The 21,083-nt window shown below is 46.9% G+C and carries 23 protein-coding genes and 1 pseudogene; 8 read left to right on the forward strand and 16 right to left on the reverse strand.

The window, feature by feature from the left end; translation table 11 throughout:
- Positions 1 to 281 precede the first annotated feature (281 nt).
- Positions 282 to 1,166, reverse strand: coding sequence for a nucleotidyltransferase-like protein (locus G9F50_RS13920; protein ID WP_007408569.1), 885 nt, complete (start codon positions 1,164 to 1,166; stop codon positions 282 to 284).
- 202 nt (positions 1,167 to 1,368) lie between these two features.
- Between G9F50_RS13920 and G9F50_RS13925 the strand changes: the two genes are divergently transcribed.
- The gene (locus G9F50_RS13925) at positions 1,369 to 1,722 is read left to right on the forward strand and encodes a YgzB family protein (RefSeq protein WP_007408568.1); all 354 of its coding nucleotides are present in this window, start codon (positions 1,369 to 1,371) and stop codon (positions 1,720 to 1,722) included.
- A 34-nt stretch (positions 1,723 to 1,756) separates the two neighbouring features.
- Here G9F50_RS13925 and perR read toward each other — a convergent pair whose 3' ends face one another.
- Positions 1,757 to 2,194, reverse strand: a complete 438-nt coding sequence (perR, locus tag G9F50_RS13930) for a peroxide-responsive transcriptional repressor PerR (RefSeq protein ID WP_003155465.1) — start codon at positions 2,192 to 2,194, stop codon at positions 1,757 to 1,759.
- Positions 2,195 to 2,318: 124 nt separating this feature from the next.
- Positions 2,319 to 2,792, reverse strand: coding sequence for a thioredoxin-dependent thiol peroxidase (gene bcp, locus G9F50_RS13935; protein ID WP_003155466.1), 474 nt, complete (start codon positions 2,790 to 2,792; stop codon positions 2,319 to 2,321).
- A 157-nt stretch (positions 2,793 to 2,949) separates the two neighbouring features.
- On the opposite strand from bcp, the gene G9F50_RS13940 reads away from it, so the two are divergent.
- Complete coding sequence (locus G9F50_RS13940; RefSeq protein WP_007408567.1) at positions 2,950 to 4,239, forward strand: glutamate-1-semialdehyde 2,1-aminomutase; 1,290 nt, start codon at positions 2,950 to 2,952, stop codon at positions 4,237 to 4,239.
- Positions 4,240 to 4,448: 209 nt separating this feature from the next.
- Positions 4,449 to 5,513 (forward strand): aromatic acid exporter family protein, encoded by a 1,065-nt coding sequence (locus tag G9F50_RS13945; RefSeq protein WP_007610190.1) that lies wholly within the window; start codon positions 4,449 to 4,451, stop codon positions 5,511 to 5,513.
- Positions 5,514 to 5,592: 79 nt separating this feature from the next.
- Here the strand turns inward: G9F50_RS13945 and G9F50_RS13950 are convergent, their stop codons facing one another.
- The 5 genes and pseudogenes from G9F50_RS13950 to fabL form a co-directional block, all read right to left on the reverse strand.
- On the reverse strand, positions 5,593 to 7,335 hold the full coding sequence (locus G9F50_RS13950) for an ABC transporter ATP-binding protein (protein WP_014417243.1): 1,743 nt from the start codon (positions 7,333 to 7,335) through the stop codon (positions 5,593 to 5,595).
- A gap of 83 nt (positions 7,336 to 7,418) precedes the next feature.
- Positions 7,419 to 7,949: a nucleoside tri-diphosphate phosphatase gene (ntdP, locus tag G9F50_RS13955; RefSeq protein WP_003155475.1), complete on the reverse strand. Its 531-nt coding sequence runs from the start codon at positions 7,947 to 7,949 to the stop codon at positions 7,419 to 7,421.
- A 135-nt stretch (positions 7,950 to 8,084) separates the two neighbouring features.
- A complete protein-coding gene (locus tag G9F50_RS13960) occupies positions 8,085 to 8,351 on the reverse strand; it encodes a YgaB family protein (RefSeq protein ID WP_003155476.1) in 267 nt (88 codons plus the stop codon).
- Positions 8,352 to 8,511: 160 nt separating this feature from the next.
- Positions 8,512 to 8,664: pseudogene (locus G9F50_RS13965) on the reverse strand (gamma-type small acid-soluble spore protein); the annotation flags it as partial.
- 83 nt (positions 8,665 to 8,747) lie between these two features.
- Entirely contained in the window at positions 8,748 to 9,500 is a 753-nt protein-coding gene (gene fabL, locus G9F50_RS13970; RefSeq protein ID WP_003155478.1) for an enoyl-[acyl-carrier-protein] reductase FabL, read from the reverse strand.
- An 81-nt stretch (positions 9,501 to 9,581) separates the two neighbouring features.
- On the opposite strand from fabL, the gene G9F50_RS13975 reads away from it, so the two are divergent.
- The gene (locus G9F50_RS13975; RefSeq protein WP_013351495.1) at positions 9,582 to 9,806 is read left to right on the forward strand and encodes a hypothetical protein; all 225 of its coding nucleotides are present in this window, start codon (positions 9,582 to 9,584) and stop codon (positions 9,804 to 9,806) included.
- Positions 9,807 to 9,812: 6 nt separating this feature from the next.
- Here the strand turns inward: G9F50_RS13975 and mutY are convergent, their stop codons facing one another.
- The gene (mutY, locus tag G9F50_RS13980; protein ID WP_017419156.1) at positions 9,813 to 10,910 is read right to left on the reverse strand and encodes an A/G-specific adenine glycosylase; all 1,098 of its coding nucleotides are present in this window, start codon (positions 10,908 to 10,910) and stop codon (positions 9,813 to 9,815) included.
- A 225-nt stretch (positions 10,911 to 11,135) separates the two neighbouring features.
- Here mutY and G9F50_RS13985 point away from each other — a divergent pair, with 225 nt between their 5' ends.
- Positions 11,136 to 12,119, forward strand: coding sequence for a metal-dependent hydrolase (locus G9F50_RS13985; RefSeq protein ID WP_017419155.1), 984 nt, complete (start codon positions 11,136 to 11,138; stop codon positions 12,117 to 12,119).
- On the opposite strand, the gene G9F50_RS13990 is transcribed toward G9F50_RS13985, so the two are convergent.
- The 6 genes from G9F50_RS13990 to G9F50_RS14015 all read right to left on the reverse strand — a co-directional run bounded on the left by G9F50_RS13990 (position 12,116) and on the right by G9F50_RS14015 (position 18,132).
- Positions 12,116 to 14,701 (reverse strand): YfhO family protein, encoded by a 2,586-nt coding sequence (locus tag G9F50_RS13990; protein WP_060562263.1) that lies wholly within the window; start codon positions 14,699 to 14,701, stop codon positions 12,116 to 12,118. The two genes, G9F50_RS13985 and G9F50_RS13990, sit on opposite strands and share 4 nt — an antisense overlap.
- 36 nt (positions 14,702 to 14,737) lie before the next feature.
- Positions 14,738 to 15,718 (reverse strand): glycosyltransferase family 2 protein, encoded by a 981-nt coding sequence (locus G9F50_RS13995; protein ID WP_003155484.1) that lies wholly within the window; start codon positions 15,716 to 15,718, stop codon positions 14,738 to 14,740.
- 210 nt (positions 15,719 to 15,928) lie between these two features.
- Positions 15,929 to 16,789 carry an alpha/beta fold hydrolase gene (locus G9F50_RS14000; protein ID WP_007408559.1) on the reverse strand — a complete coding sequence of 287 codons (861 nt, stop codon included), beginning with the start codon at positions 16,787 to 16,789 and terminating at the stop codon, positions 15,929 to 15,931.
- The gene (locus tag G9F50_RS14005) at positions 16,782 to 17,117 is read right to left on the reverse strand and encodes an SdpI family protein (RefSeq protein WP_060562262.1); all 336 of its coding nucleotides are present in this window, start codon (positions 17,115 to 17,117) and stop codon (positions 16,782 to 16,784) included. Before G9F50_RS14005 ends, G9F50_RS14000 begins: the two co-directional genes overlap by 8 nt.
- A gap of 85 nt (positions 17,118 to 17,202) precedes the next feature.
- Complete coding sequence (locus tag G9F50_RS14010) at positions 17,203 to 17,730, reverse strand: SH3 domain-containing protein (RefSeq protein ID WP_015417063.1); 528 nt, start codon at positions 17,728 to 17,730, stop codon at positions 17,203 to 17,205.
- 132 nt (positions 17,731 to 17,862) lie between these two features.
- Positions 17,863 to 18,132, reverse strand: a complete 270-nt coding sequence (locus G9F50_RS14015; protein WP_003155492.1) for a YfhJ family protein — start codon at positions 18,130 to 18,132, stop codon at positions 17,863 to 17,865.
- Positions 18,133 to 18,255: 123 nt separating this feature from the next.
- Here G9F50_RS14015 and G9F50_RS14020 point away from each other — a divergent pair, with 123 nt between their 5' ends.
- From G9F50_RS14020 to G9F50_RS14030, 3 genes are all read left to right on the forward strand, one after another.
- Positions 18,256 to 18,408: a small, acid-soluble spore protein K gene (locus G9F50_RS14020; RefSeq protein WP_003155495.1), complete on the forward strand. Its 153-nt coding sequence runs from the start codon at positions 18,256 to 18,258 to the stop codon at positions 18,406 to 18,408.
- A 146-nt stretch (positions 18,409 to 18,554) separates the two neighbouring features.
- Positions 18,555 to 19,466, forward strand: coding sequence for a trypsin-like serine peptidase (locus G9F50_RS14025; protein WP_060562261.1), 912 nt, complete (start codon positions 18,555 to 18,557; stop codon positions 19,464 to 19,466).
- Positions 19,429 to 19,818 carry a DUF2606 family protein gene (locus tag G9F50_RS14030; protein WP_043020687.1) on the forward strand — a complete coding sequence of 130 codons (390 nt, stop codon included), beginning with the start codon at positions 19,429 to 19,431 and terminating at the stop codon, positions 19,816 to 19,818. The genes G9F50_RS14025 and G9F50_RS14030 overlap by 38 nt, the downstream gene beginning before the upstream one ends.
- 39 nt (positions 19,819 to 19,857) lie before the next feature.
- Here the strand turns inward: G9F50_RS14030 and G9F50_RS14035 are convergent, their stop codons facing one another.
- On the reverse strand, positions 19,858 to 21,051 hold the full coding sequence (locus tag G9F50_RS14035; protein WP_101536292.1) for an MFS transporter: 1,194 nt from the start codon (positions 21,049 to 21,051) through the stop codon (positions 19,858 to 19,860).
- Between the last annotated feature and the right edge of the window lie 32 nt (positions 21,052 to 21,083).

Below are 21,083 nucleotides of genomic sequence, written 5' to 3' on the forward strand. Positions count from 1 at the left end.
ATTAGGCACGCCGCCAGCGTTCGTCCTGAGCCAGGATCAAACTCTCCGATAAAGTAGTTTGACTGACTACGCACATCGCTGTGCGGTTTATTTAAAACTTCGAATTAACAGGTACGTTTTGTCTTGTTTAGTTTTCAAAGATCATTTCAACCTCATCTCGAGGCGACTTTTTCAGTATAACATTTCAGCGAGTTACTGTCAAATGTTTTTTTGTTTTTATTCCTCCGCCGCTGTGAGCTTCTTGTTGAAGCGCATCAGCGACGTTTAATAATATACCATGCCTATGATTCAGCGTCAACACTTTTTTTGAAAGAATATCCTCGATGATATACTTCCTGCCCTTTGGTCTCTATTTGAGATACTTCAACAAAGCCTTTTTCCGTCAGGTAATCAAGCATGACACCAAGATCTTGGGTGAAGTGCACCAGTTCAGGGTGCTGAAGCAATTCTCCAAACTGCCACATTTCTTTTTCTTTCATCACTTGAAAAAGGTGCGCAGAACCGATTTCAGCTTTTGAATGGATGAGAAAATCATTTGCTAAGAATAATAATTCGAGCCTTTTCTCCAAACTTTCGTGACTCTCGACAAGTTCGGAATATAGCTTATATACCTGCGGCTCAATGTGACGGACCTGGTTCCAGACTGTCGTTTCGGGATAAAACCCCCGGTCAATCACTTCTATGCGGGCCAAGTGGTGAAGAGCATGCACTACCGCATAATATGCATCCAGAAAATGATCAGCTTCAAAAAACGCTTTTCCTTCTACAAATCTTCTGATCAGCTTGCCGTATTCCATTCCGATCTTTAATTTCCGCTCGGCGAAAGGAAAAGTGCTGAGCCGGTCATTGAGTTCAGATATATATTCATTGCGGTCAAACAGCACTTTGCCGTTGATGATCCAATCTATGACTCTTCTATTGGTCCCAAGCAGAATCCATTCCTGAAGCAGAGCATCCGTTACAATATGTAAAGAAGCGGTTTTTTGTTCGAATTCATAATGCTTTATAAAAAGAGGTTCATCAGCCTGTTTGACAATGACAAGCATGACCGCATCAAAGTTATCCGTGATGGATGATGCTTTACTCCTTCTCTCAATCATAAGGACGGCCAGCGTATCGGGATGACTTGCTCTTTCTTGGTAAATTGGACGGAGAAGATTGTCCATTACGATTCCTCCAATGCGATTGTTTCACTAGCTATTGTTTCTACATTTCTATGATAAAACATGAAAGTCCTTTTTTCTAAACACATTGCACTATTATAACAAATTTCCTTTCAGGTGCCATATTTATTCTTCCCTTTTCTTACGAAAACATGAAGAATATGCCATCTGTTTTGTGCTATAGTTAAACGAGAGGGGGATGGACATGGCGAAATACTCAAGCAAAATTAATAAGATCAGAACGTTTGCGTTAAGTTTGGTTTTCGTTGGGTTTATCATTATGTACATCGGGCTGTTCTTTAAGCAGTCTGTTTTGCTTGCCAGCTTGTTTATGATTCTCGGCCTGCTGTCGATCGGGCTCAGCACCGCCGTTTATTTTTGGATCGGCATGCTGTCCACAAAAGCGGTCCGGGTGATGTGCCCCGCTTGCGAGAAAGAAACGAAGATTCTGGGCAGAGTGGATATGTGCATGCATTGCAGAGAGCCGCTTACATTGGATAAAGGATTGGAAGGCAAAGCGTTCGATGAGTCTTATAACAGAAAAAACAGTGTAAAATAAACGAAGCTGACCGTATCAAAGCGGTCAGCTTCGTTTAGTGGTTTTCTTTTTTGGAACATTCTTGGCAGACGCCGTAAATCTCCAAACGGTGGTGGCTTACCTTAAACCCCGTGACGTGAGCCGCAAGCTGTTCCACTTCGTCAAGCCCGGGATAATGGAAGTCTACGATTTTTCCGCAGCTTTCACAAATGGCGTGATAATGGTCAGAGGTGACAAAGTCAAATCTGCTGGACGCATCTCCGTACGTCAGTTCCTTTACAAGCCCCGCTTCCCGGAATACACGCAAATTGTTATACACTGTCGCAACACTCATATTAGGGAATTTCCCTTCCAAGGCTTTATATATATCGTCCGCTGTCGGATGTGCCATAGAATCCACGAGATATTCCAGAATGGCATGACGTTGAGGAGTAATCCGGACTCCCGTATCCTTCAACGTGTCTAAGGCTTCTTTTAATTCATGTGCAGCCATCCGTCATGCACCTCTCTTCTAAAAAAGATTCTTACTTTATAATGTTTATAATTAGTGTACATCTTTTTCCGGTCTCCTGTCAAATGTAATCTGAAGAAAACCCCGTGAGTTCAGCATTTGTCCATTAATTAGACGCAATTTGTTCCAATTCGCGAAGCGCCTCGGCAACGTGATCTTTCACTTTTACCTTTCTCCACTCCTTCACAAGACGGCCTTCTTTGTCTAACAAAAAAGTGGATCGCTCGATACCCATATATTCTTTCCCAAAATTCTTCTTCAGCTTCCACACATCAAAAGCTTCCGCCAATTTGTGCTCATCATCAACGAGGAGCTGGAAAGGAAGATCGTGTTTTTGCTTAAATTTTTCATGTTTATCACGGCTGTCAGGGCTTACTCCGATAATAACCGCATCAAGTCCCGCGAAACTTTCGTGCTGATCACGGAAATCACATGCTTCCGTCGTGCATCCGGGTGTCATGTCTTTCGGATAAAAATAGAGAACGACGTACTTCCCTTTAAAATCCGTCAATGCTACTTCTTCCCCGCTGTCATTCACTAATTTCATATCCGGTGCTGTTTGTCCGATTTCAATCGTCATTTCTTATACCTCCGGGTTTTTTATTAAGCGTATCCAATTCACGTTAAGATTACAACCGTTATCCTCCCGCTCTTTTCTGGAAGCATGAACCGTTGTGCTCGCAATGAAGCATGCTACAATAGAACATGATGTAAGGAGATATTAGGAGGGTCATTTTTTGTATACAAAATCAGTTGAACTTCATAAGGAAGCGTTAGAGCATATCGTCGGAGGCGTGAACAGCCCGTCCAGATCCTATAAAGCGGTAGGCGGCGGTTCACCCGTTGCGATGGAAAAAGCGAACGGCGCTTATTTCTGGGATGTAGACGGGAATCAGTATATCGATTATTTAGCGGCTTACGGCCCGATTATTACCGGACATGCCCACCCGCATATTACTGAAGCGATTAAAACAGCGGCTGAAAACGGTGTGCTGTACGGGACGCCGACCAAACATGAGGTCACTTTCGCCAAAATGCTGAAGGAGGCCATTCCTTCACTTGATAAAGTACGATTCGTAAACTCAGGCACTGAAGCGGTAATGACAACGATCCGGGTTGCACGCGCTTATACAGGCCGGACAAAAATCATTAAATTCGCCGGCTGCTATCACGGCCATTCTGATCTTGTACTTGTCGCTGCGGGTTCCGGTCCGTCTACGCTCGGCACTCCTGATTCCGCCGGCGTGCCGAAAAGCATCGCCAATGAGGTGATTACCGTTCCTTTCAATGATATTGAAAGCTACAAAGCCGCGCTGGATAAATGGGGTTCAGAAATTGCAGCGGTTCTCGTCGAGCCGATCGTCGGCAACTTCGGCATCGTTGAACCTGAAGAAGGATTTTTAGAACAGGTAAATGAATTGACCCATAAAGCGGGCGCGCTCGTCATTTATGATGAAGTGATCACGGCGTTCCGTTTTATGTACGGAGGCGCGCAGGATCTTCTTCAAGTGAAGCCTGATTTAACGGCGCTCGGTAAAATTATCGGGGGCGGCTTGCCGATCGGCGCTTACGGAGGCAAAAAAGAGATCATGGAGCAGGTTGCTCCGCTCGGCCCGGCATATCAAGCCGGCACGATGGCCGGAAACCCGGCATCTATCTTATCAGGCATCGCCTGCCTGGAAGTCCTGAAGGAAGAGGGCGTATATGAGCGGCTTGATGAGCTCGGCGCCAGACTTGAGCAAGGCATCCTCGCCCATGCGGAGACACATGGCATTACCATCACCGTCAACCGTTTAAAAGGCGCGCTCACGGTATACTTCACTGATGAAAAGATCGTCAATTACGAGCAGGCGGAAAATACGGACGGAGAAGCATTCGCCAAGTTCTTCAAGCTGATGCTTGAGCGCGGCATCAATCTCGCTCCATCAAAGTATGAAGCTTGGTTTATCACAACCGCACATACTGAAGAGGATATCGACGCCACTTTACAAGCCGTTGAAGATGCGTTCAGACATATGAAAAAATAACTGCTGAAACAAGCGGGAGCCCGGGGCTTCCGCTTGTTTCTTTTGTCCGATTTGTGAGATAATGGTTTTTTCAAAAAAAGACCTTGAATAATTGGTATGATCCCTGTATATTACTTTATTGTTTAGCAAATCAGCCGACAGGGAAATGTAAGTGTCAGCCGTTCGTTCGGCACATAATTTATTAGAGAAAGGAATGCACGCACAAACCAATGAAACTTGGTGCCCGCATTTTTAAAACAGGGATTGCGATTACGCTCGCGCTCTACTTAGCATCATGGATCGGACTTCCGTCGCCGATCTTTGCCGGGATTGCAGCTATATTTGCCATACAGCCCTCTATTTACAGGTCTTTTCTTATCATTATTGATCAGGTTCAGGCAAATATCATCGGCGCTGTCATCGCTACGGCATTCGGACTGATTTTCGGACCGAGTCCGATTATGATCGGATTGACCGCAGTGATTGTCATCACGATCATGTTAAAACTGAAAATTGAACACACCATTTCAATTGCGCTCGTGACGGTTATCGCGATTTTAGAAACACCGGGAAACAGCTTCCTGACGTTCGCTCTGATACGAACAAGCACCGTTATTTTAGGCGTGCTGTCTTCTTTTATTGTGAACCTTGTGTTTCTTCCGCCGAAATACGAAACGAAGCTGACTCATCATACGGTTGAATATACCGATGAGATCATGAAATGGATCAGGCTGACGATGCGCCAATCCACGGAACACTCGATATTGAAAGAGGATATTGAGAAGCTGAAGGAAAAGATGATGAAGCTTGATCATACGTACCTTCTTTATAAAGAGGAGAGAAGCTACTTTAAGAAAACGACGTATGTAAAGTCGCGCAAGCTTGTATTGTTCAGACAGGCGATTATTACGGCGAATCGGGCGCTTGATACGCTGAAAAAGCTGCACCGCTATGAAAACGAGATTTATCATATGCCGGAGGAATTTCAGGAGACGCTGACAGAAGAAATTGATTATCTGCTTCATTGGCACGAAAGGATTCTGATGCGGACGGTCGGCAAGATCAAGCCGCATGATGACGATGCTGAAGAAAGCATAAGATATAAACAGCTTTTGACGAAGTCTTTCTTGAAAAATCAGCAGAACTGCGAGGATGAACTGCTTGATTACAATATGCTCAGCATTATGGCTGCGGTTGCGGAATACCGCGAGCAGCTGGAGCATCTCGATACATTAATTACGAGTTTTCAGACATACCACCCGAAAGACAGCGAATTAGAAACAGACGAAGAGTAACCCGGTGCTTCCGTAAAACCGGGTTTTTTTGCATTCAAAAAAACGTATGCCGCCCATTCGGACGGCATACGTTTTTGTATCAGTTCAAATTCTGAATCGTAAATAAGTGTCTGTACTGGCCGCCTTGGGCCATTAATTCCTCGTGCGTGCCGGTTTCGACGACGGCGCCGTTTTCCATGACGACAATTTTATCCGCATGCGTAATCGTGGACAGCCTGTGGGCGACGATAAAAGTCGTCCGGTTTTTCGCAAGCTTTTCCATCGCTTCCTGAATGTAGTGTTCACTTTCAAGATCAAGAGCCGATGTCGCTTCATCCAAGATTAACAGCGGCGGATTTTTTAAGAATACACGCGCGATGGAAATCCGCTGTTTCTGCCCGCCTGACAATTTGACGCCCCGTTCGCCGACTTTGGTTTCGTAGCCTTCGGGGAAGTTCATAATAAATTCATGGGCATTTGCCGCTTTCGCTGCCGCAACCACCTCATCCAGAGACGCTCCCGGTTTACCGATGGCGATATTTTCACGAATTGTCTCACTGAACAGAAACGTATCCTGAAGCACCATTCCGACTTGATTGCGGAGGCTTCTCGCTTCATAATCGCGAATATCTGTGCCGTCAATCAGCAGGCTGCCGCCGGATACATCATAAAAACGCGGTATGAGGCTGACAAGCGTCGATTTTCCGCCGCCGCTCATTCCGACGAGCGCGACGGTTTCCCCTTTTGTCACCTTTAAGGAAACGTCCTGCAAAATCGTTTCTTTTCCTTCCTCATAACGGAACGAGACATTTCGGAATTCAACTTCGCCCTTAATGCCGTCAGCTTTTACTGCATTCGGTTTATCAGTCAGTTCATACGGCTCGTCGATAAATTCAAATATGCGGTCCATTGAAGCGATCGACTGGGTCAGCGTCGTCGATGAGTTGATCAATCTTCTGACCGGATTGTACATTCTGTCAATATAGCCGACGAACGCAACCATCGTCCCTACCGTCAGCGGACCGTTTATGACAAAATAACCCGCAAACGCGATAACGAGCAGCGGCGCCAAATCCGTAATGGTATTCACGACTGCAAACGTTTTTGCGTTCCAATTCGTATGACGGATCGCTCTGTCCAGAAAATGTCCGTTTTTTTCATCAAAATTGGCTTGTTCATAATCTTCAATGGCAAAACTTCTGATGACGGGCATCCCCTGAACTCTTTCGTGCAAATGTCCCTGAACTTGGGCGAGTGCCTGAGAACGCTCACGTGTCAGTTTTCGGAGGCGGCCGTAAAAGTATTTCACTGAAATTCCGTATAACGGAAACAAAATGACAGATATCAATGTCAGCTTAACATCGAGTGTAAACATAATGCAGATGACGATCAGCACCGTCATCATATCAAGCCAGATATTCATCAGTCCCGTTATGACAAAGTCTTTTGTCTGTTCGACATCATTTATCACCCGGGAAATGACTTCGCCCGTTCTCGTGTTGGCATAAAACCTCAGGCTCAATTTTTGAATATGATCAAACAATACCCCCCTGATATCATAGAGCACCCGGCTGCCCGTCCATTGCGCGAAGTATTGCCGATAGTACTCTACCGGGGGACGCAGAATTAAAAACAGCACGAACATGATGCCCATTATCGTGAATAGCGATGATGTTTTAGCGCTTGCCGTTCCGCTCCCTTGAATAATGTCATCGACCACGTATTTTAACAGCAGCGGGAGAGCCAGCGGGATGGAGAATTTTATGATGCCGATTAACACTGTGATAAAAATTTGTTTTTTATAAGGTTTTACAAATTGCATATAGCGTCTGATTACGCCCACACTTTATCCCCCTCTCTCTTTAAGGCGTGTGAGCCCATGTGAAAAACCTGTTGACACCCCAACAGGTTTTTTTATTGTATTCTTTATTTTGTATAGCGCAGATACCGTTCATACCACATATCAACAAATTCCGGAGCAAACGGTCCTTTCCGCTGATGAATCCAGTGCAGCAGCGTATTCAGATACTCCTTCAGAATGCTGTCGATCTCTTTAGGGTAATTCATTGATTTGCGGTGGTCATCGTATTCATCCTCGTCAAGAATGTTATACGTCATATCCGGAAACACCTTGACATCCAAATCGTAATCAATATATTTGATGGCCTCTCCGTCATAAGCGAACGGCGAGCTGATGTTGCAATAATAGTGTACCCCGTCATCTCTCAGCATTCCGATGACGTTAAACCACTGACGGGCATGAAAGTAGCAGATCGCCGGCTCTCTCGTCACCCACGTCCGTCCGTCGGATTCCGTCACCATTGTCCGGTCGTTGGCACCGATGATACACAATTCCGTACTTTTTAAAATCGTCGTTTCATTCCAAATTCGATGAAGCAGCCCGTTATGCTTATAGCTGTGAATTTGAATGGTTTCTCCTTCCTTGGGATATCCCATATTTCTCCCCTACTTTCTGTAAAGCCCTGCAGTCAATGCAGCCGCAATTGCTTTCCGACAAGTCTTTTCACTATTATAACGTTACGAATTAAAAAATGAAAATAAAAGAACCACTCCGCTTCCGGAATGGCACATTCATTTCTGCACATAGGAAGACGGCTTTTCCGTGCTGCGATAAGACTGGATGACTTGCTCTGTCTGCCTTTGGAATAACTCCTGTATGCCGGCCAGGTCTTTTCGCTTTGTCGCAATTTCGTCCTGTACATTGTCCAGCTTTGCATCTCTTTCCAGACTGATGAGTTCCGCTTCCACCTGCCGGCAGCGGTCAAGTTCTGACTGCAGCTCGAGAAGCTGATCCATGATTTTCATCTGTTCACTTACAAGCTTTTCAAACTCTGACATCGGGTTCCTCCTTAGGCTTTTAGGTTGATACTCCTTACCATTTCGATTTTCCACCGGAAAACCCTTTGACTCATTCTGTAGAGGAATCACAAGTTTTGTCGTTTCGGCAACAGAAAAAAGCACTTCCATCCGAAGATGAAGTGCTTTTTCGTTTCAGTGATTAGCTGTTTTGCTGTTTGTTTTGTTCAGCAGATTGGTTTTGCTTTCTAACCTGCTGCGCATCAGTTTCACTGCCGAATTCAGTGCCGAATTGACCCTGACCGGAAGCTGATTGCTGGTTTTGTCTTTTCACCTGCTGAACGTCTGTTTTGCTGAATTTTGAGTTTGCCATTGTTATCACCTCCACGCACTATAGAATGCGCAGGAGACGATAAGGCTATTCATCTTTTTTAAAACTTATACGAGCAGAGAGCGTCCGCCGTCAATTATGATGGTCTGGCCGCGGATCATGTCCGCTTTTGAAGAAACTAAAAACTCCACCGTATCGATCATATCTTTAATTTCGACCATTCTGCCGGCCGGCGTATTTTGGCGGGCATCTTCCAGCAGTTCATCTCTGTTAGGGAAATGCTTCAGCGCGTCCGTATCAATCGCTCCGCCTGACACCGCGTTTACGATGATATTTTTCGGAGACAGCTCAACCGCCAGATAACGGGTTAACGATTCTAAAGCGGCTTTTGAGACACCGACCGTCGTATAGTTTTCAAGATAGCGGATGCTGCCGAGCGAGCTGATGCTGACGATGTGGCCGCCTCCGTTTTTCTCCATCATCTTTGCCGCTTCCTGGGCGCAGAAAAGCAATGCTTTCGCATTGATATTCATCGTCCAGTCCCAGTGTGTTTCTTCGAGTTCCATGACCGGTCTCAGCACGCCTGAAGCCGCATTATTGACGAACACGTCCAGTCTGCCGAATGTTTCGTCAATCTGGCGGAACATGTCTTTGATTTTTGCCGGCTGGCCGACATTGGCTTTAATGACGAGCGTTTTAACGCCGAGTTTTTCAATTTCTTCAGCGGTTTCTAATGCCGCTTTTTTACTGCGGGCGTAATTGATGACGATGTTGTATCCTTTTTCCGCGAGTCTGATGGCGGCTGCTTTCCCGACGCCGCGGCTGCTTCCCGTGATCAGTGCGCATTTATTTTGTTCCATTTTTCCTCAGCTCCTTGCTGTGTATAGTTCTTTTCATTCAACAAACAATAAAAGCAATATGTGTTGAAAGGGGTCTTTTATATGTATGTCGGACGTGATATGGGCGAATTGGCCATGATGCCCAAAAAAGATTGGAAAGATTCAGAGCTCGCCTATTTCCATCATGCCTTCCAGCAAATTATGCCGTATTTAAACGAAGAAGGCCAGTCCAAATACCGGGAACTGATTCAGGAAATCGAAGCCCGCGGCGGACTGAAACGGAATGAAGCGGATTACGGCCACGGCACTCGCGTCAGCTATGACTGACGCTTTTTACAGGCGGCCGCTTTCTTCCGCCATTTTCCATATCTTTTGATGGGAAACGGGAAATGCGTATTCCTCGAGCTCCTCTTTTGTGACCCGTATGAATTCCGTTGTATCCGACACTTGTTTTACTTTACCGAAAAAGACCGAAATATTCCAGACGAGATGGGTGAAAACATGTTCTACGATGCCTTCCAGCTCCCCGATTTCAGCGGTTGTTCCCATCTCTTTTTCTAAATAGGCTTCAAGCTGCTCTCTTTCGGTTTTGATTCCTTTCTGGGTTTCGGTATTCGGAAACTCCCACAAGTTGGCGAGCAAGCCTTTTGGCGGCCGTTTATGAATATAGACATCGCCTTGATCGTCTGTCAGCACAACGGCTGCCATTGTTTTTATTCCGGGCTTTTTCTTTTTGCTTTTAACGGGCAGCTCCCGCTCTGTCCCTTCCGCAAATGCCGAACAGTGCTTTTGTACGGGGCAAAGCAGACAGGACGGCGATTTCGGGGTGCAGATGATCGCGCCGAGCTCCATTAAACCCTGATTGAATTCAGATGGTTTTTCATGAGAAATGAAAGCGGATATCGCCTGTTCGAAAATGGTTCTCGTTTTAGGTTTTGCGATATCGTCCCATATGGAAAGAATTCTCGACATGACACGCATCACATTGCCGTCTACGGCGGGAATCGGTTTGTTGTATGCGATGCTGAGCACGGCGCCTTTTGTATAAGGGCCGACGCCTTTCAGTCCGCCAAATTCCTTTTCCTCGGCAGGGACGACTCCCCCGTACCGCTCATGCACTTCTTTTACGGCACTTTGCAGATTTCTTACACGGGAGTAATAACCTAGCCCTTCCCAGGCTTTGAGCACTTTTTCCTCATCGGCTTCAGCGAGCGCCGAAACGGTCGGAAATTGCTCAACAAACCGCCGGAAATAAGGAATGACGGTTTCTACGCGCGTCTGCTGCAGCATCACCTCTGATACCCACACCCGATACGGGTCCTGATTTTCTCTCCACGGCAGAATTCTCTGTTCTCTTTCGAACCATGTAATTAAGTCCTCGCGAAATTTGTCTATATCTTTTTGTTTCATTTTTTCTTCAAGTGCGTTCATATCTTCTCCTCAGATGTTTCGGGTTCCGCTTTTCTTGACACCGTATTTTGGTGTAAACTTAGGGCACGTTACGATAATATGTTACATTAAATAGTGATAAAGAAAAAGCGGAAACATATGAGAACGGCGGATAAACGCCATGATTGGGCAAACAGAAAATGGGGAATATCTTATAATGCGAAATATGCGGGCGACTGATTGTTAACGCCTGCTAGGAGGTCAACAATGGATACTGGCACTCACGTTGTCATGGGTATCGCGCTTGGCGGAATCGCAACTCTTGATCCTGCCGTCGGCATGCACACCCCCATGTCTCAGGCAGTTATGATCGCCGCTCTTGCCGGCTCTCAGGCACCTGATATTGATACCATATTGAAGCTGAAAAATAATGCCGTTTATATTCGAAATCATAGAGGGTTCACGCACTCCATTCCCGCCGTTTTATTTTGGTCCGTTCTGATTCCGGGTATTTTGTTTATGTTTTATCCGGAAGCGAACTTATTGCACCTGTGGCTGTGGACGCTTCTGGCTGTCGTTTTGCATGTGTTTGTTGACATTTTTAACGCGTACGGCACGCAGGCCATCCGCCCGTTTTCGAGAAAATGGATCGCTCTCGGTTTAATCAATACCTTTGATCCGTTTATTTTCGTCAGCCATTTGGCCGCGATTGCCGTGTGGTATATCGGAGGTCATCCGGGCGTGACATTTCTGATGCTTTATATCATCCTCGCAGGATATTACGCCGTCCGGTTTTTGATGCAGCTGCGGATAAAGCGAAGGCTGCGCGAAATGATTGAAGAGGAGATTGAAACCATCATTATTTCGCCGACGATGAAATTCAGGCAGTGGCGTATCGCCGTGACGACGGCGCATGCCTTTTATGTCGGCAGAAGCCTTGACGGCCATGTCGTGATATTGGATACATTCAACCGCGTGCCCGTTCCGGAAACCGATGTGATGAAGGCCGCGAAACAGGACGAAAATATTGCAGCCTTTCTTTCATTTTCCCCCGTTTACAGGTGGGAGGTCGATACCTTTAAAGATCATTATGAGGTGCGCTTTATTGATTTGCGCTACCGAAGCAAAGGCCACTATCCTTTTGTCGCTATCGTCCATCTCAGTCATGATTTAGAGCTTCTTTCTTCTTACACGGGCTGGATTTTCAGCGAGGAAAAACTGCAGAAAAAATTAAAGCTCGGCTCTGTTTAAGAGCCGGGCTTTTTTTGTCTTCTCACATATATAGCGGCAAACACGAGGCTGATTACCGATAGAGCGGCCGCGGGTTTAAAAAACGGCGGGTAATACGTTAATTGAATATCGTTTTTTCCTTTTTGCGCTTTAAATCCGATAAAGGAATAATCCGCTTTTTCAATCTGCTCTTTTCTGCCGTTTATCTTCAGCTCCCAGCCTTTTTCATATGGAATCGGAAGCATGATATACGGCGCGCGGGTTTTGTTATCATACGAGATATGAAGCGTATTTCCGCGCCAGCTGAGATCGGCCGGCGGTTCTTTTTCCGCTTTTCGGTATGCGCTTTTCAGCGTATCGTACCGTTCTTCATAAAGCGCCAGTCTGTCAAGCTGATACGATCCTTTCGGCAGACGGATTTGGATGTTTTTTGTTTTCGGCACTCTCACAGTAAGATCGTTGACACCTGTTTTGTAAATGGATTGATTCGATTTTCTCGTTGTCGTGTAATCGTTCACTTTTAATGTAAAGCCCTGGTCCTTCGCTTTATTCTTCAAATAAAAGCTGACGTAATAATCGCCGCCGTCCATCTTAGCGGCTTGCGGCTTAATGATCAGGCCGCCGCCGTCTTCGTTTACCGTCAGGATGCCGTTATGATAATCGCCATGTTCGGCCGCTACCTCTGCATGGCGGATCATATTTTTCGCCTCAGGCGCTTTTTTCGTGTTGGTTGTGCTTGATTCCATGACGATCCCGTCAAGCATTGCCCGTTCCCTGGCAAGGGCGGGCGCTTTTTTCAGACCGCCCTCGTTATATACGCGATCGGCTGTCCGTACGAACGGAAGCATATATTGATTTTGATAAACCGCATAATGGGATGATTCCATGATTTTTTTGAACCCGTACGGCACGCCGGCCTCGTTTGCTTTTTCCGTCATATAATATTTTCCGTAAAGCAGGCTGTATAAATTAGCCCTGTTTCCTAATGTCGCATAGCGGCTGACGCTTTCTCTGCCCATGTCAATCCGGAGGTCGTTCCAGTAAAAGGACAGCAGATTGCGGTTCAGTATGCTTGAGTATACGCTGAATCCGTTGAATCCGTATATGATCGGGGTGTTATTGAAAACACCGTTCATCCAATCTAAACGGGCAAACGGATCAGGGTCTTTTTCTTTCAGACGCTGAATGAGCTCTGATTGCTCTTTGCCTTTATAGTCAGCACCCGTCATAAATGTATGCGATACCGTATAAATCTTCCCGCCTTCTGATAAAGCATATTTTTCATATGTATTAGCCGTAAGCACCGCCGTAAGCAAAATGACGGCATAGACGGCGGGCACCGCGCCTTTCAGCCTTGTCTTTGCTGCGAAGAAAGCGGCTATGGTCAGCACCAGAAGAAGAATGACGGGCAGATTGGCGTGATCAGAAATATCCAGACTGTACCGCCTCACCTGGCTCCAATAGAGCAGAACGACGAGTACGGCGGACATCAGCATACTCTTCATGCTGATGTCTGAAAGCTTAGAAAGCCCGGCTGAAACCGTTCCGGCAATCGTGAAGCACAGGACGTATTCAAACCTGTTCTGCGGAGCTGAAAAGCCGTTAAAGGCACTTGCCGCAAACGGGCTGAAGTGAAACAGAATATACAGCAGACTGATTCCCGCAAACAGCCGGAACAAGCGGTTTTTGTATAAAGAAAATGTAAATAGAAAGAGCAAAAAAGCCGCCGGCAGGATGATAATCCGGCTTGAAAATAAAATGTTGTCGGAAAAATCAAGCCATGCAATATGCTCTGAATACGGCGGCCGCAGATTATGAAGGTATCCGTATACGACAGGAATAAAGGAAACTGCGCTTATGCCGAACCCGAGAAGGCCCGACAGAATAAATATCCTGCATTGAGTGAGCCTTTTCGCCTCATTGCCTTCAAGAGGAATCATCCACCTGAATAAGATATAAATGCCGATGAAAATCAGATTAATATACGCAAAATAAAAGTTGTTGATCAATGTCAGCGCACAGGCGAAGATAAACCACGCCGGCTTTTTTTCCCTGATGATTTTTTCCGCGCCCAACACGAGCAGCGGCAGCCACACCATACTGTCAGTGAAAAAGTCCCAATATACCTCATGCCGGAAGTAGATAATCGAGACCCCGTACAACACGGCGCCCGCAAAAGCAGGCACCGTCCGTTTGACGAAATAACGGAACACACACGCCGCCGTGAATATGATAAAACTCTGCTTGGCAATGCTGATAAAAACGGAGGCCTGCACCCAAAACAGCGCATCAGCCTCACCCGTCAGCTGAATAAGCTGCAAAAAGCGGACAGCGGCGGAGATAAACAGGAATAGAAAAGAAGTAGAGAAATAATAGCCGAGCTGACTGTACACGCCCCCGCCCAGTCCGAACGAATAGCTGTAAAACAGCCTGCCGTTCATATATTGATCAAACAGCAGCTTTTTGAAGACCGCCATTTGGGCGATCCCGTCTCCAGACCCCGTCATATAGCGGCCTGCCGACCACTCTTTTAAGAAAAAAATATGAGCGGCTGCCGCAGCCAGCACACAGGCTGCCGGCAAGATCCATTTATTTTTTTTCATACAACGTCCCCAGACCCTGCGCACAGCGGCGCCTGTTTAATGGTTCCACTTGCGCTTTTTTGTATAATTCGTTTCATTTTGTTCTCCGTACGTTATATTCGCTTCTTTAATTAAATAGTGCGGGCGTTTTTTTGTTTCATAGTAAATCCGGCCGATGTATTCTCCGATGATGCCGAGACTCAAAAGCTGGATGCCCCCTAAAAACAGCACGGCGGAAATAATGGTGAAGTATCCGGGTACGGACACGCCGTGTGTCAGAATATGAACAAAGGTCGTTACAATATAAACCATCGACAGAAGCAATATCAGAATACCGGTGAAGAAGCATACCCTAAGGGGCTTGTTGTTGAAGGAGACGACACCGTCCATTCCGTAGTTGAACAGATTGCTGAATGACCATTTGGACGTGCCGTTCTTCCTTTCGACATTTTCATAAAATACGATTTTCTGGTCAAACCCGATCCAGCAGAACAGCCCTTTCGAGAAACGGTTCCCTTCACTCAGCTTCAAAAGGGCATCAACGGCCTGCCGGCTCAGCAGGCGGAAATCTCCGACCCCGTCACGCAGGTCCACTTCGACGGCTTTGTTGATAAATTTATAATACAGGGAAGAAAGCACGGAACGCACGGGGCTGTCCCCTTTTCGGTTGCGCTGCGCGATGACTTGGTCATACCCTTCTTCATAGCCTTGAATGAAGTCTTTCAGCAGATGGGTCGGATGCTGCAGATCGGCGTCCATCACGATTACCGCTTCGCCCTGCACGTGTTCAAATCCTGCCAAAATGGCCGCTTCTTTCCCGAAGTTGCGGGAAAAAGATATGTATTTGACGCGATGGTTTCTGGCGGCCAGTTCTTTAATCTGCTGAAGGGTGTCATCCGCGCTTCCGTCATTGATGTAGAAAATTTCATAGTCATAATGAATCGTCTGAAACTCTTTTTTTAAAGATTCATGGATGAGCTTGACGTTGTTCCCTTCATTGTAAGACGGAATAATAATTGAGATTAACCTTTGTTTCATGAAGGCACCTTCTTTGTATTATTCTTTTTTTAGGACGGCCTTAAAGGAATTGTCCGCAAAACTTCAGTAAGGCTTTTCCTTTTTTTAATGACGTTTAAACCCTTTTTTTGTTACAGGGAAAGAAAATTTTTTCTGCATATGGTTTATATTTTGTCATGTTTTTCGGCAGATATGAGAAAAAAAAGAAAAAGTCTGTACGCGGGACAGACTTTATTGCTGAAGGTATTCATGAATCAAATGGCTGACGATGCGCGGTTTTTCGTGAATGACCCAATGTGAGGCATCATCTATGAAGATTAAGTCGCCGTTTGGAATCATCCGTTTTGTTTCCTTGGCGAGCTTTTTGCTCAGCGCTCGGTCATTGACGCCCCATATTAATCGGTACGGAACGGGCATTTTAAGCGGAACGGCAGGGCCTAAACCGCCGGCTCTGATCGCCCGGTACCAGTTCAGCATCGCCGTGAGCGCTCCTTTTCTGCCCCAAGCTTCTTTGTAGCTGTCGACATCTTCCCGTGAAAAAAGCGCCGGGCGTTCGGATAAGCCGATCGCGTGATCCAATACGCGGTAATCGTCTTCAGACAATCTCCGTTCCGGCTTTTCCGGAAGCTGAAAGAACGCGATATAAGAGCTTTTCTTCCACTGCGGCGGGTAGAACGGTGTGACCTTCCGCATAACCGCCGGGTGCGGGATATTGACCGTGATCAATTTTTCAACGTATTGCGGCCGAGTGGATGCCAAATGCCAGGCCACGGCTCCTCCCCAATCGTGTCCGATGACGACGGCTTTGTCATCTGTAAAATGAGTGATCAGCCCGATAATGTCGTCTCTGAGCGTATCAATGGTATAGTTTTCAATGCCCTCCGGTTTGTCACTGAGATTATAGCCGCGCTGATCAGGCACGACAACATGGTATCCGGCATCCGCCAGCGGTTTGATCTGGCTCTTCCAGCCGTACCAGAATTCCGGAAACCCGTGCAGCAGCACCGCCAAAGGACCGTCTTTCGGACCGGCTGAAGCCGTGTGCAGCGTCACTCCGTTTGTTTCGATCATGTGAAACGTAATGTCATTCATCGATTCTCCTCCCCGTTTGTTTCAATCTTCTTTCTGTTAAGACGATGATCAGTACGCTGATTGCAATCAATAATACGGCCTGAACGATCAGGGCGAACGGCTGAGTCAGCCGGATAAACAGGCTGCCCGCAAATCCAGCTGCCGCCGAAATAAGGCCGAACAAAATCATGAGGAGCGCACTGAATCGATTGCCTTCTTTCCACTGGGACTCATCCGCCATAGAGCGCTTCGTCCGATATCCGTACAGGCTGTTGATCGACTTCGGCGGAAAAAATGTGACTGAAATGCCGGCCGCAGCCATCAGAAGGCCGCCGATTACCATTATCATATCCCTCACTCTCCTTTTCATCTTTTACGAAAGGAAAGACAGAAGGTTTCAAAAAAAAAGCAGGCTCATTCGCCTGCCTGAATCTTTATTTTTGAGTTAAGTCGGCCGTTTTCACATAACCTGCTTTCCCGCCGTATGTGACGTACGCCCATTTACGGTCAAATCCTCCGTCATGGCTGAACCCCCAGCCGAGCACATTGACGGTTTCACCCGCTTTAACGGACCCTTTTTTGCCGGTTTCCAAAGTCGGCGTATAAAAAGCGGTTTGTTTCGCCGTCACCGCCTTCACCGGCTGCTTCATCAGAAAATGCGTGGAAATATAGGCTTTGTGACCTTTGTAGTCAATCTCAGCCCAATCTGCTCCTTGAAGCCGTTTAACCTTTACGGAATCCTCTGAACGAAGCGTGCCGATAATCGACCCTTGTTTATTTGGTTCTTTGCGGACGTTAAGTTCTCCTGCTTTCACGATATATGTATCTGCTGCGGTGTCTATTTTTGTCTGGTGAACTGCTGCGGCATTCGCTGCCGGATCGAAAAAAACGGTGCCTGCGGCTAAAAATAAGCAAAGTCCTGCGGCCGGAATAAATGCGGTTAACCCCTTTTTCATGTTCATTGTGGTTCCTCCCCGCTATTTTATAAGTTATTACACATTTCCACATTCCGCCGGTCGCCAAACATGATTTTTCTATTTCTTTTATAAAAAGAAAAAACCGCCGGACTTGTATCCGGCGGGTGCACTGCTATGTTAATGCAGGAGACCCCTGCTTTGATCCAAATAATGAGAAACGTCTTCCCGAACGCTCTGGAACATATGGAGCTTGCTGCCGTATGATTCGATCCATTCCTTGACGACGCGTTCCGTCATTTGCTCTCCTTGATACGGGCGGCCGGCTTTTGCGTAAGTCGCTTCGAAATCTCCCCATAAAAGCTCAACCCAAGTTCGCGCTTGCAAATAGCTGAGCATGTCATTTTTCTCAAGCAGCAAATTCGTCAGTTTGTCGATATATGTATTCATGTCTCTGTCTCCTTTCCTTGGGAAAACCTGCTGCTTTTACGCAGCTTGTCACAGGCATATACTAACTTTACGTCTTCAGTCCAGAAGGCGCAACCTTTTGATATTGGCCGAGGGGGAAAACAAATGGTCCGGAACAAGGCAAAAGGATTTCCTAATCAGAACAATAATAAGTTTGAAGGCGAACCGCGGGCAAAGGATGACTACGCTTCTAAACGGGCGGACGGTTCAATTAATTCGCACCCGCAAGAACGCATGAGAGCTTCAGGCAGACGATAACACACACACCGTAAGAGACCGGGAATGACCCGGTCTTTTTTTTGCGGAAAAAAACATCCTTTTGCGGTCATAACGCTAAATAAATTCCATAATATGTTAAATGTTAAAACGAAAGCCGGTAGACAAAAAAGGAGGGGTTTTATAAAATGAAGACAGTTTCAAAACGATTGCTGAGCCTTACCGCATTCTTACTGTCAGTTTCATTATTTGCTGTTTCAGCAGAAGCAGCGGGCAGCCCGCAGACATCTGTATCAAACAGCGGTGAGGAGTTTGACGCACATCAGAATCAGCCTGTACAAACAACACAGACATCCCCCGCTTATGAAGGAACGGGCCTCACCAAAAGACAGCTTGCACAAAACAGCAAAGCTGACATCAAGTCATTAAAGCCTTCCAGTATTATTGGGACAGACGAACGAATCAGAATTTCTCCTACAACATCATTTCCATATCGAGCGACAGCACAGCTGACCGTTACATACAGCGGCAGCACAAGCACCTACGGATGCACCGGTTTTTTTGTCAATGCCGACACGATCGTTACGGCGGGACATTGCGTGTATGACCAGAAAAACGGCTGGGCATCGAAAATTACGGCAGCTCCCGGCCGCAACGGATCATTGTACCCGTACGGCTCTTATTCAGGCAAGACATTCTACAGTGTCAAAGGGTGGACAGAAAACGGTGACACAAACTACGACTACGGCGCAATCAAAGTAAACGGGTCGCCCGGGAATACTGTCGGCTGGTACGGCTACCGGACGACCAACAGTTCCAGTCCGGCCGGGCTTTCCTCAACCGTGACAGGATATCCGTGCGACAAAGTGTCCGGTTCCATGTGGTCGGACAGCAAGCCGATTCGTTCTGCCGAGACATATAAACTCACTTATACGACAGATACGTTCGGCTGCCAGAGCGGATCGCCCGTTTACCGCAATTACAGCGACACCGGCCAGACCGCCATTGCCATTCATACAAACGGCGGGTCGTCTTACAATCTGGGAACAAGGGTGACAAACAGTGTATTCGACAACATTCAATATTGGTCAAATCAATAAAGCTTTTGTTTTCTTTCTCGCCGCGGCCGTTTTATGCGGATGCGGCAAAGCGGATGATTCTGCCGCCAAAAAAGCATTGCCCGTTACGCTCCATGTTGAGGATGCAGACGGTTCACCGGCGGCCGGTGTGACGGTCACCGTGATGAAAGCGGCGGAGTCAGATCATCAGCCGAATATAGACCGCGGAGAGATAATAGGCAAGACTGATCACCACGGCGAGATTGCATGGAAAAGCGGCGCGAAAGGAACCTATGCCGTCGTTTTTGAAAAAGACGGAGTACCGGAAACCCGGAATATGTCCTTAGCTGAGAGTGATAAACATACGGTGATCAGCATTACATTGAAGCACTGAAAAAAGCTTGCAGGCGGAATATCCCCTGCAAGCTTTTTGTTATCCTTTATGCACTTGGTATTCATAAACATCTTTCTTCTCAGACAGATGAGCGAACGTGGAAAGCACAAGGCCGAGAGCCGTCATCAGCGCACCGCCGGCAAACAGCCATGAGTAAGATCCCGTTCCCCCGAGAATCAATCCGCCGATCCAGGCGCCGAGCGCGTTTGCCAGGTTAAAGGCGGAAACGCTCACCGCAGCGGCGATTGTCGTGCCGTTTTCTGAGGAAGAAATAACCTTGGTCTGCAAAAGCGGCGGCGTGCCGAACGCACATGCGCCGAATAAAAATGTCGCTGAAACCGCGGCGGCGGGAAAAACGGCGATATAAGGGAAAATCGCCAAGACGCCGATCAAGCCGATCATCACACCGATCATCGTGCGTGTCAGCAGTTTGAGCGGCACTTTCCCCGCGAAGAAATTCCCCGCCACTCCGCCGAGACCGTAGGCAAATAATGCGCCTGTGATGCCGACTGTGCCGAACCCCGCTGAATCTCTTAAAATCGGCTCAATAAACGTGTAAGCGATAAATACGCCTGAGTAGCCGAGAATGGTGATCGCAAAGGAAAAAATCACTTGCTTATGCTTAAAGACACTCCATTCATTCATCAGCATCGGAATCACTTTCGGTTTCCGGTTCGGTACGACCAGCATCAGTCCGATCAGCCCGATCATGCCTAAAACGGAAATAATGAAAAAGACGGCCCGCCAGTTAAGGGCATCCCCTAAATAAGAGCCGAACGGGACACCGAGCATCAGCGCCATGGTTAATCCGCCGTTCATGGAAGCCGCGGCGGCGGAACGTTTTTCAGGCGGCACCATTTCACTCGCAAACACCATGGCGATCGCAAAAAAAGCTCCGTGGATGGATGCGGATAAAATTCTGGAAATCGCCAGCACGGCGAAGTTTGGCGCAAAGACGCTCATCAGGTTGGCAAGGACGAAGATGCCCATCAACCCTAGCAGCACCGGCTTTCTCGGCAGCTTAACCGCGATAATGGTTACGATCGGGCCCGTCAGGCAGACGCTTGCCGCGTACGCCGTAACAAGCATGCCCGCTGAAGATACATGTATATGAAAGTCATCGGCAATCGACGTCAGAATACCCATGACAGCATATTCCGTATACCCGATGGAAAATGTGCATATCATTAACACAAAAATCATTAATTTCACAGATGGCTGTTTCATTTTGATATTCAACGCAAATCGCCTCCTTTTTATTTAAA

This window comes from Bacillus sp. EKM206B, assembly GCF_011066015.1.
Classification (GTDB): Bacteria; Bacillota; Bacilli; order Bacillales; family Bacillaceae; genus Bacillus; species Bacillus velezensis.

Bases quoted from the DNA above. Each gene is read 5' to 3' on its own strand.
- G9F50_RS13920 (WP_007408569.1), bottom strand. From the start codon at position 1,166: ATGGACAATCTTCTCCGTCCAATTTACCAAGAAAGAGCAAGTCATCCC.
- G9F50_RS13925 (WP_007408568.1), top strand. From the start codon at position 1,369: ATGGCGAAATACTCAAGCAAAATTAATAAGATCAGAACGTTTGCGTTA.
- perR (WP_003155465.1), bottom strand. From the start codon at position 2,194: ATGGCTGCACATGAATTAAAAGAAGCCTTAGACACGTTGAAGGATACG.
- bcp (WP_003155466.1), bottom strand. From the start codon at position 2,792: ATGACGATTGAAATCGGACAAACAGCACCGGATATGAAATTAGTGAAT.
- G9F50_RS13945 (WP_007610190.1), top strand. From the start codon at position 4,449: ATGAAACTTGGTGCCCGCATTTTTAAAACAGGGATTGCGATTACGCTC.
- ntdP (WP_003155475.1), bottom strand. From the start codon at position 7,949: ATGGGATATCCCAAGGAAGGAGAAACCATTCAAATTCACAGCTATAAG.
- G9F50_RS13960 (WP_003155476.1), bottom strand. From the start codon at position 8,351: ATGTCAGAGTTTGAAAAGCTTGTAAGTGAACAGATGAAAATCATGGAT.
- fabL (WP_003155478.1), bottom strand. From the start codon at position 9,500: ATGGAACAAAATAAATGCGCACTGATCACGGGAAGCAGCCGCGGCGTC.
- G9F50_RS13975 (WP_013351495.1), top strand. From the start codon at position 9,582: ATGTATGTCGGACGTGATATGGGCGAATTGGCCATGATGCCCAAAAAA.
- mutY (WP_017419156.1), bottom strand. From the start codon at position 10,910: ATGAACGCACTTGAAGAAAAAATGAAACAAAAAGATATAGACAAATTT.
- G9F50_RS13985 (WP_017419155.1), top strand. From the start codon at position 11,136: ATGGATACTGGCACTCACGTTGTCATGGGTATCGCGCTTGGCGGAATC.
- G9F50_RS13990 (WP_060562263.1), bottom strand. From the start codon at position 14,701: ATGAAAAAAAATAAATGGATCTTGCCGGCAGCCTGTGTGCTGGCTGCG.
- G9F50_RS13995 (WP_003155484.1), bottom strand. From the start codon at position 15,718: ATGAAACAAAGGTTAATCTCAATTATTATTCCGTCTTACAATGAAGGG.
- G9F50_RS14000 (WP_007408559.1), bottom strand. From the start codon at position 16,789: ATGAATGACATTACGTTTCACATGATCGAAACAAACGGAGTGACGCTG.
- G9F50_RS14005 (WP_060562262.1), bottom strand. From the start codon at position 17,117: ATGATAATGGTAATCGGCGGCCTTCTGATGGCTGCGGCCGGCATTTCA.
- G9F50_RS14010 (WP_015417063.1), bottom strand. From the start codon at position 17,730: ATGAACATGAAAAAGGGGTTAACCGCATTTATTCCGGCCGCAGGACTT.
- G9F50_RS14015 (WP_003155492.1), bottom strand. From the start codon at position 18,132: ATGAATACATATATCGACAAACTGACGAATTTGCTGCTTGAGAAAAAT.
- G9F50_RS14020 (WP_003155495.1), top strand. From the start codon at position 18,256: ATGGTCCGGAACAAGGCAAAAGGATTTCCTAATCAGAACAATAATAAG.
- G9F50_RS14025 (WP_060562261.1), top strand. From the start codon at position 18,555: ATGAAGACAGTTTCAAAACGATTGCTGAGCCTTACCGCATTCTTACTG.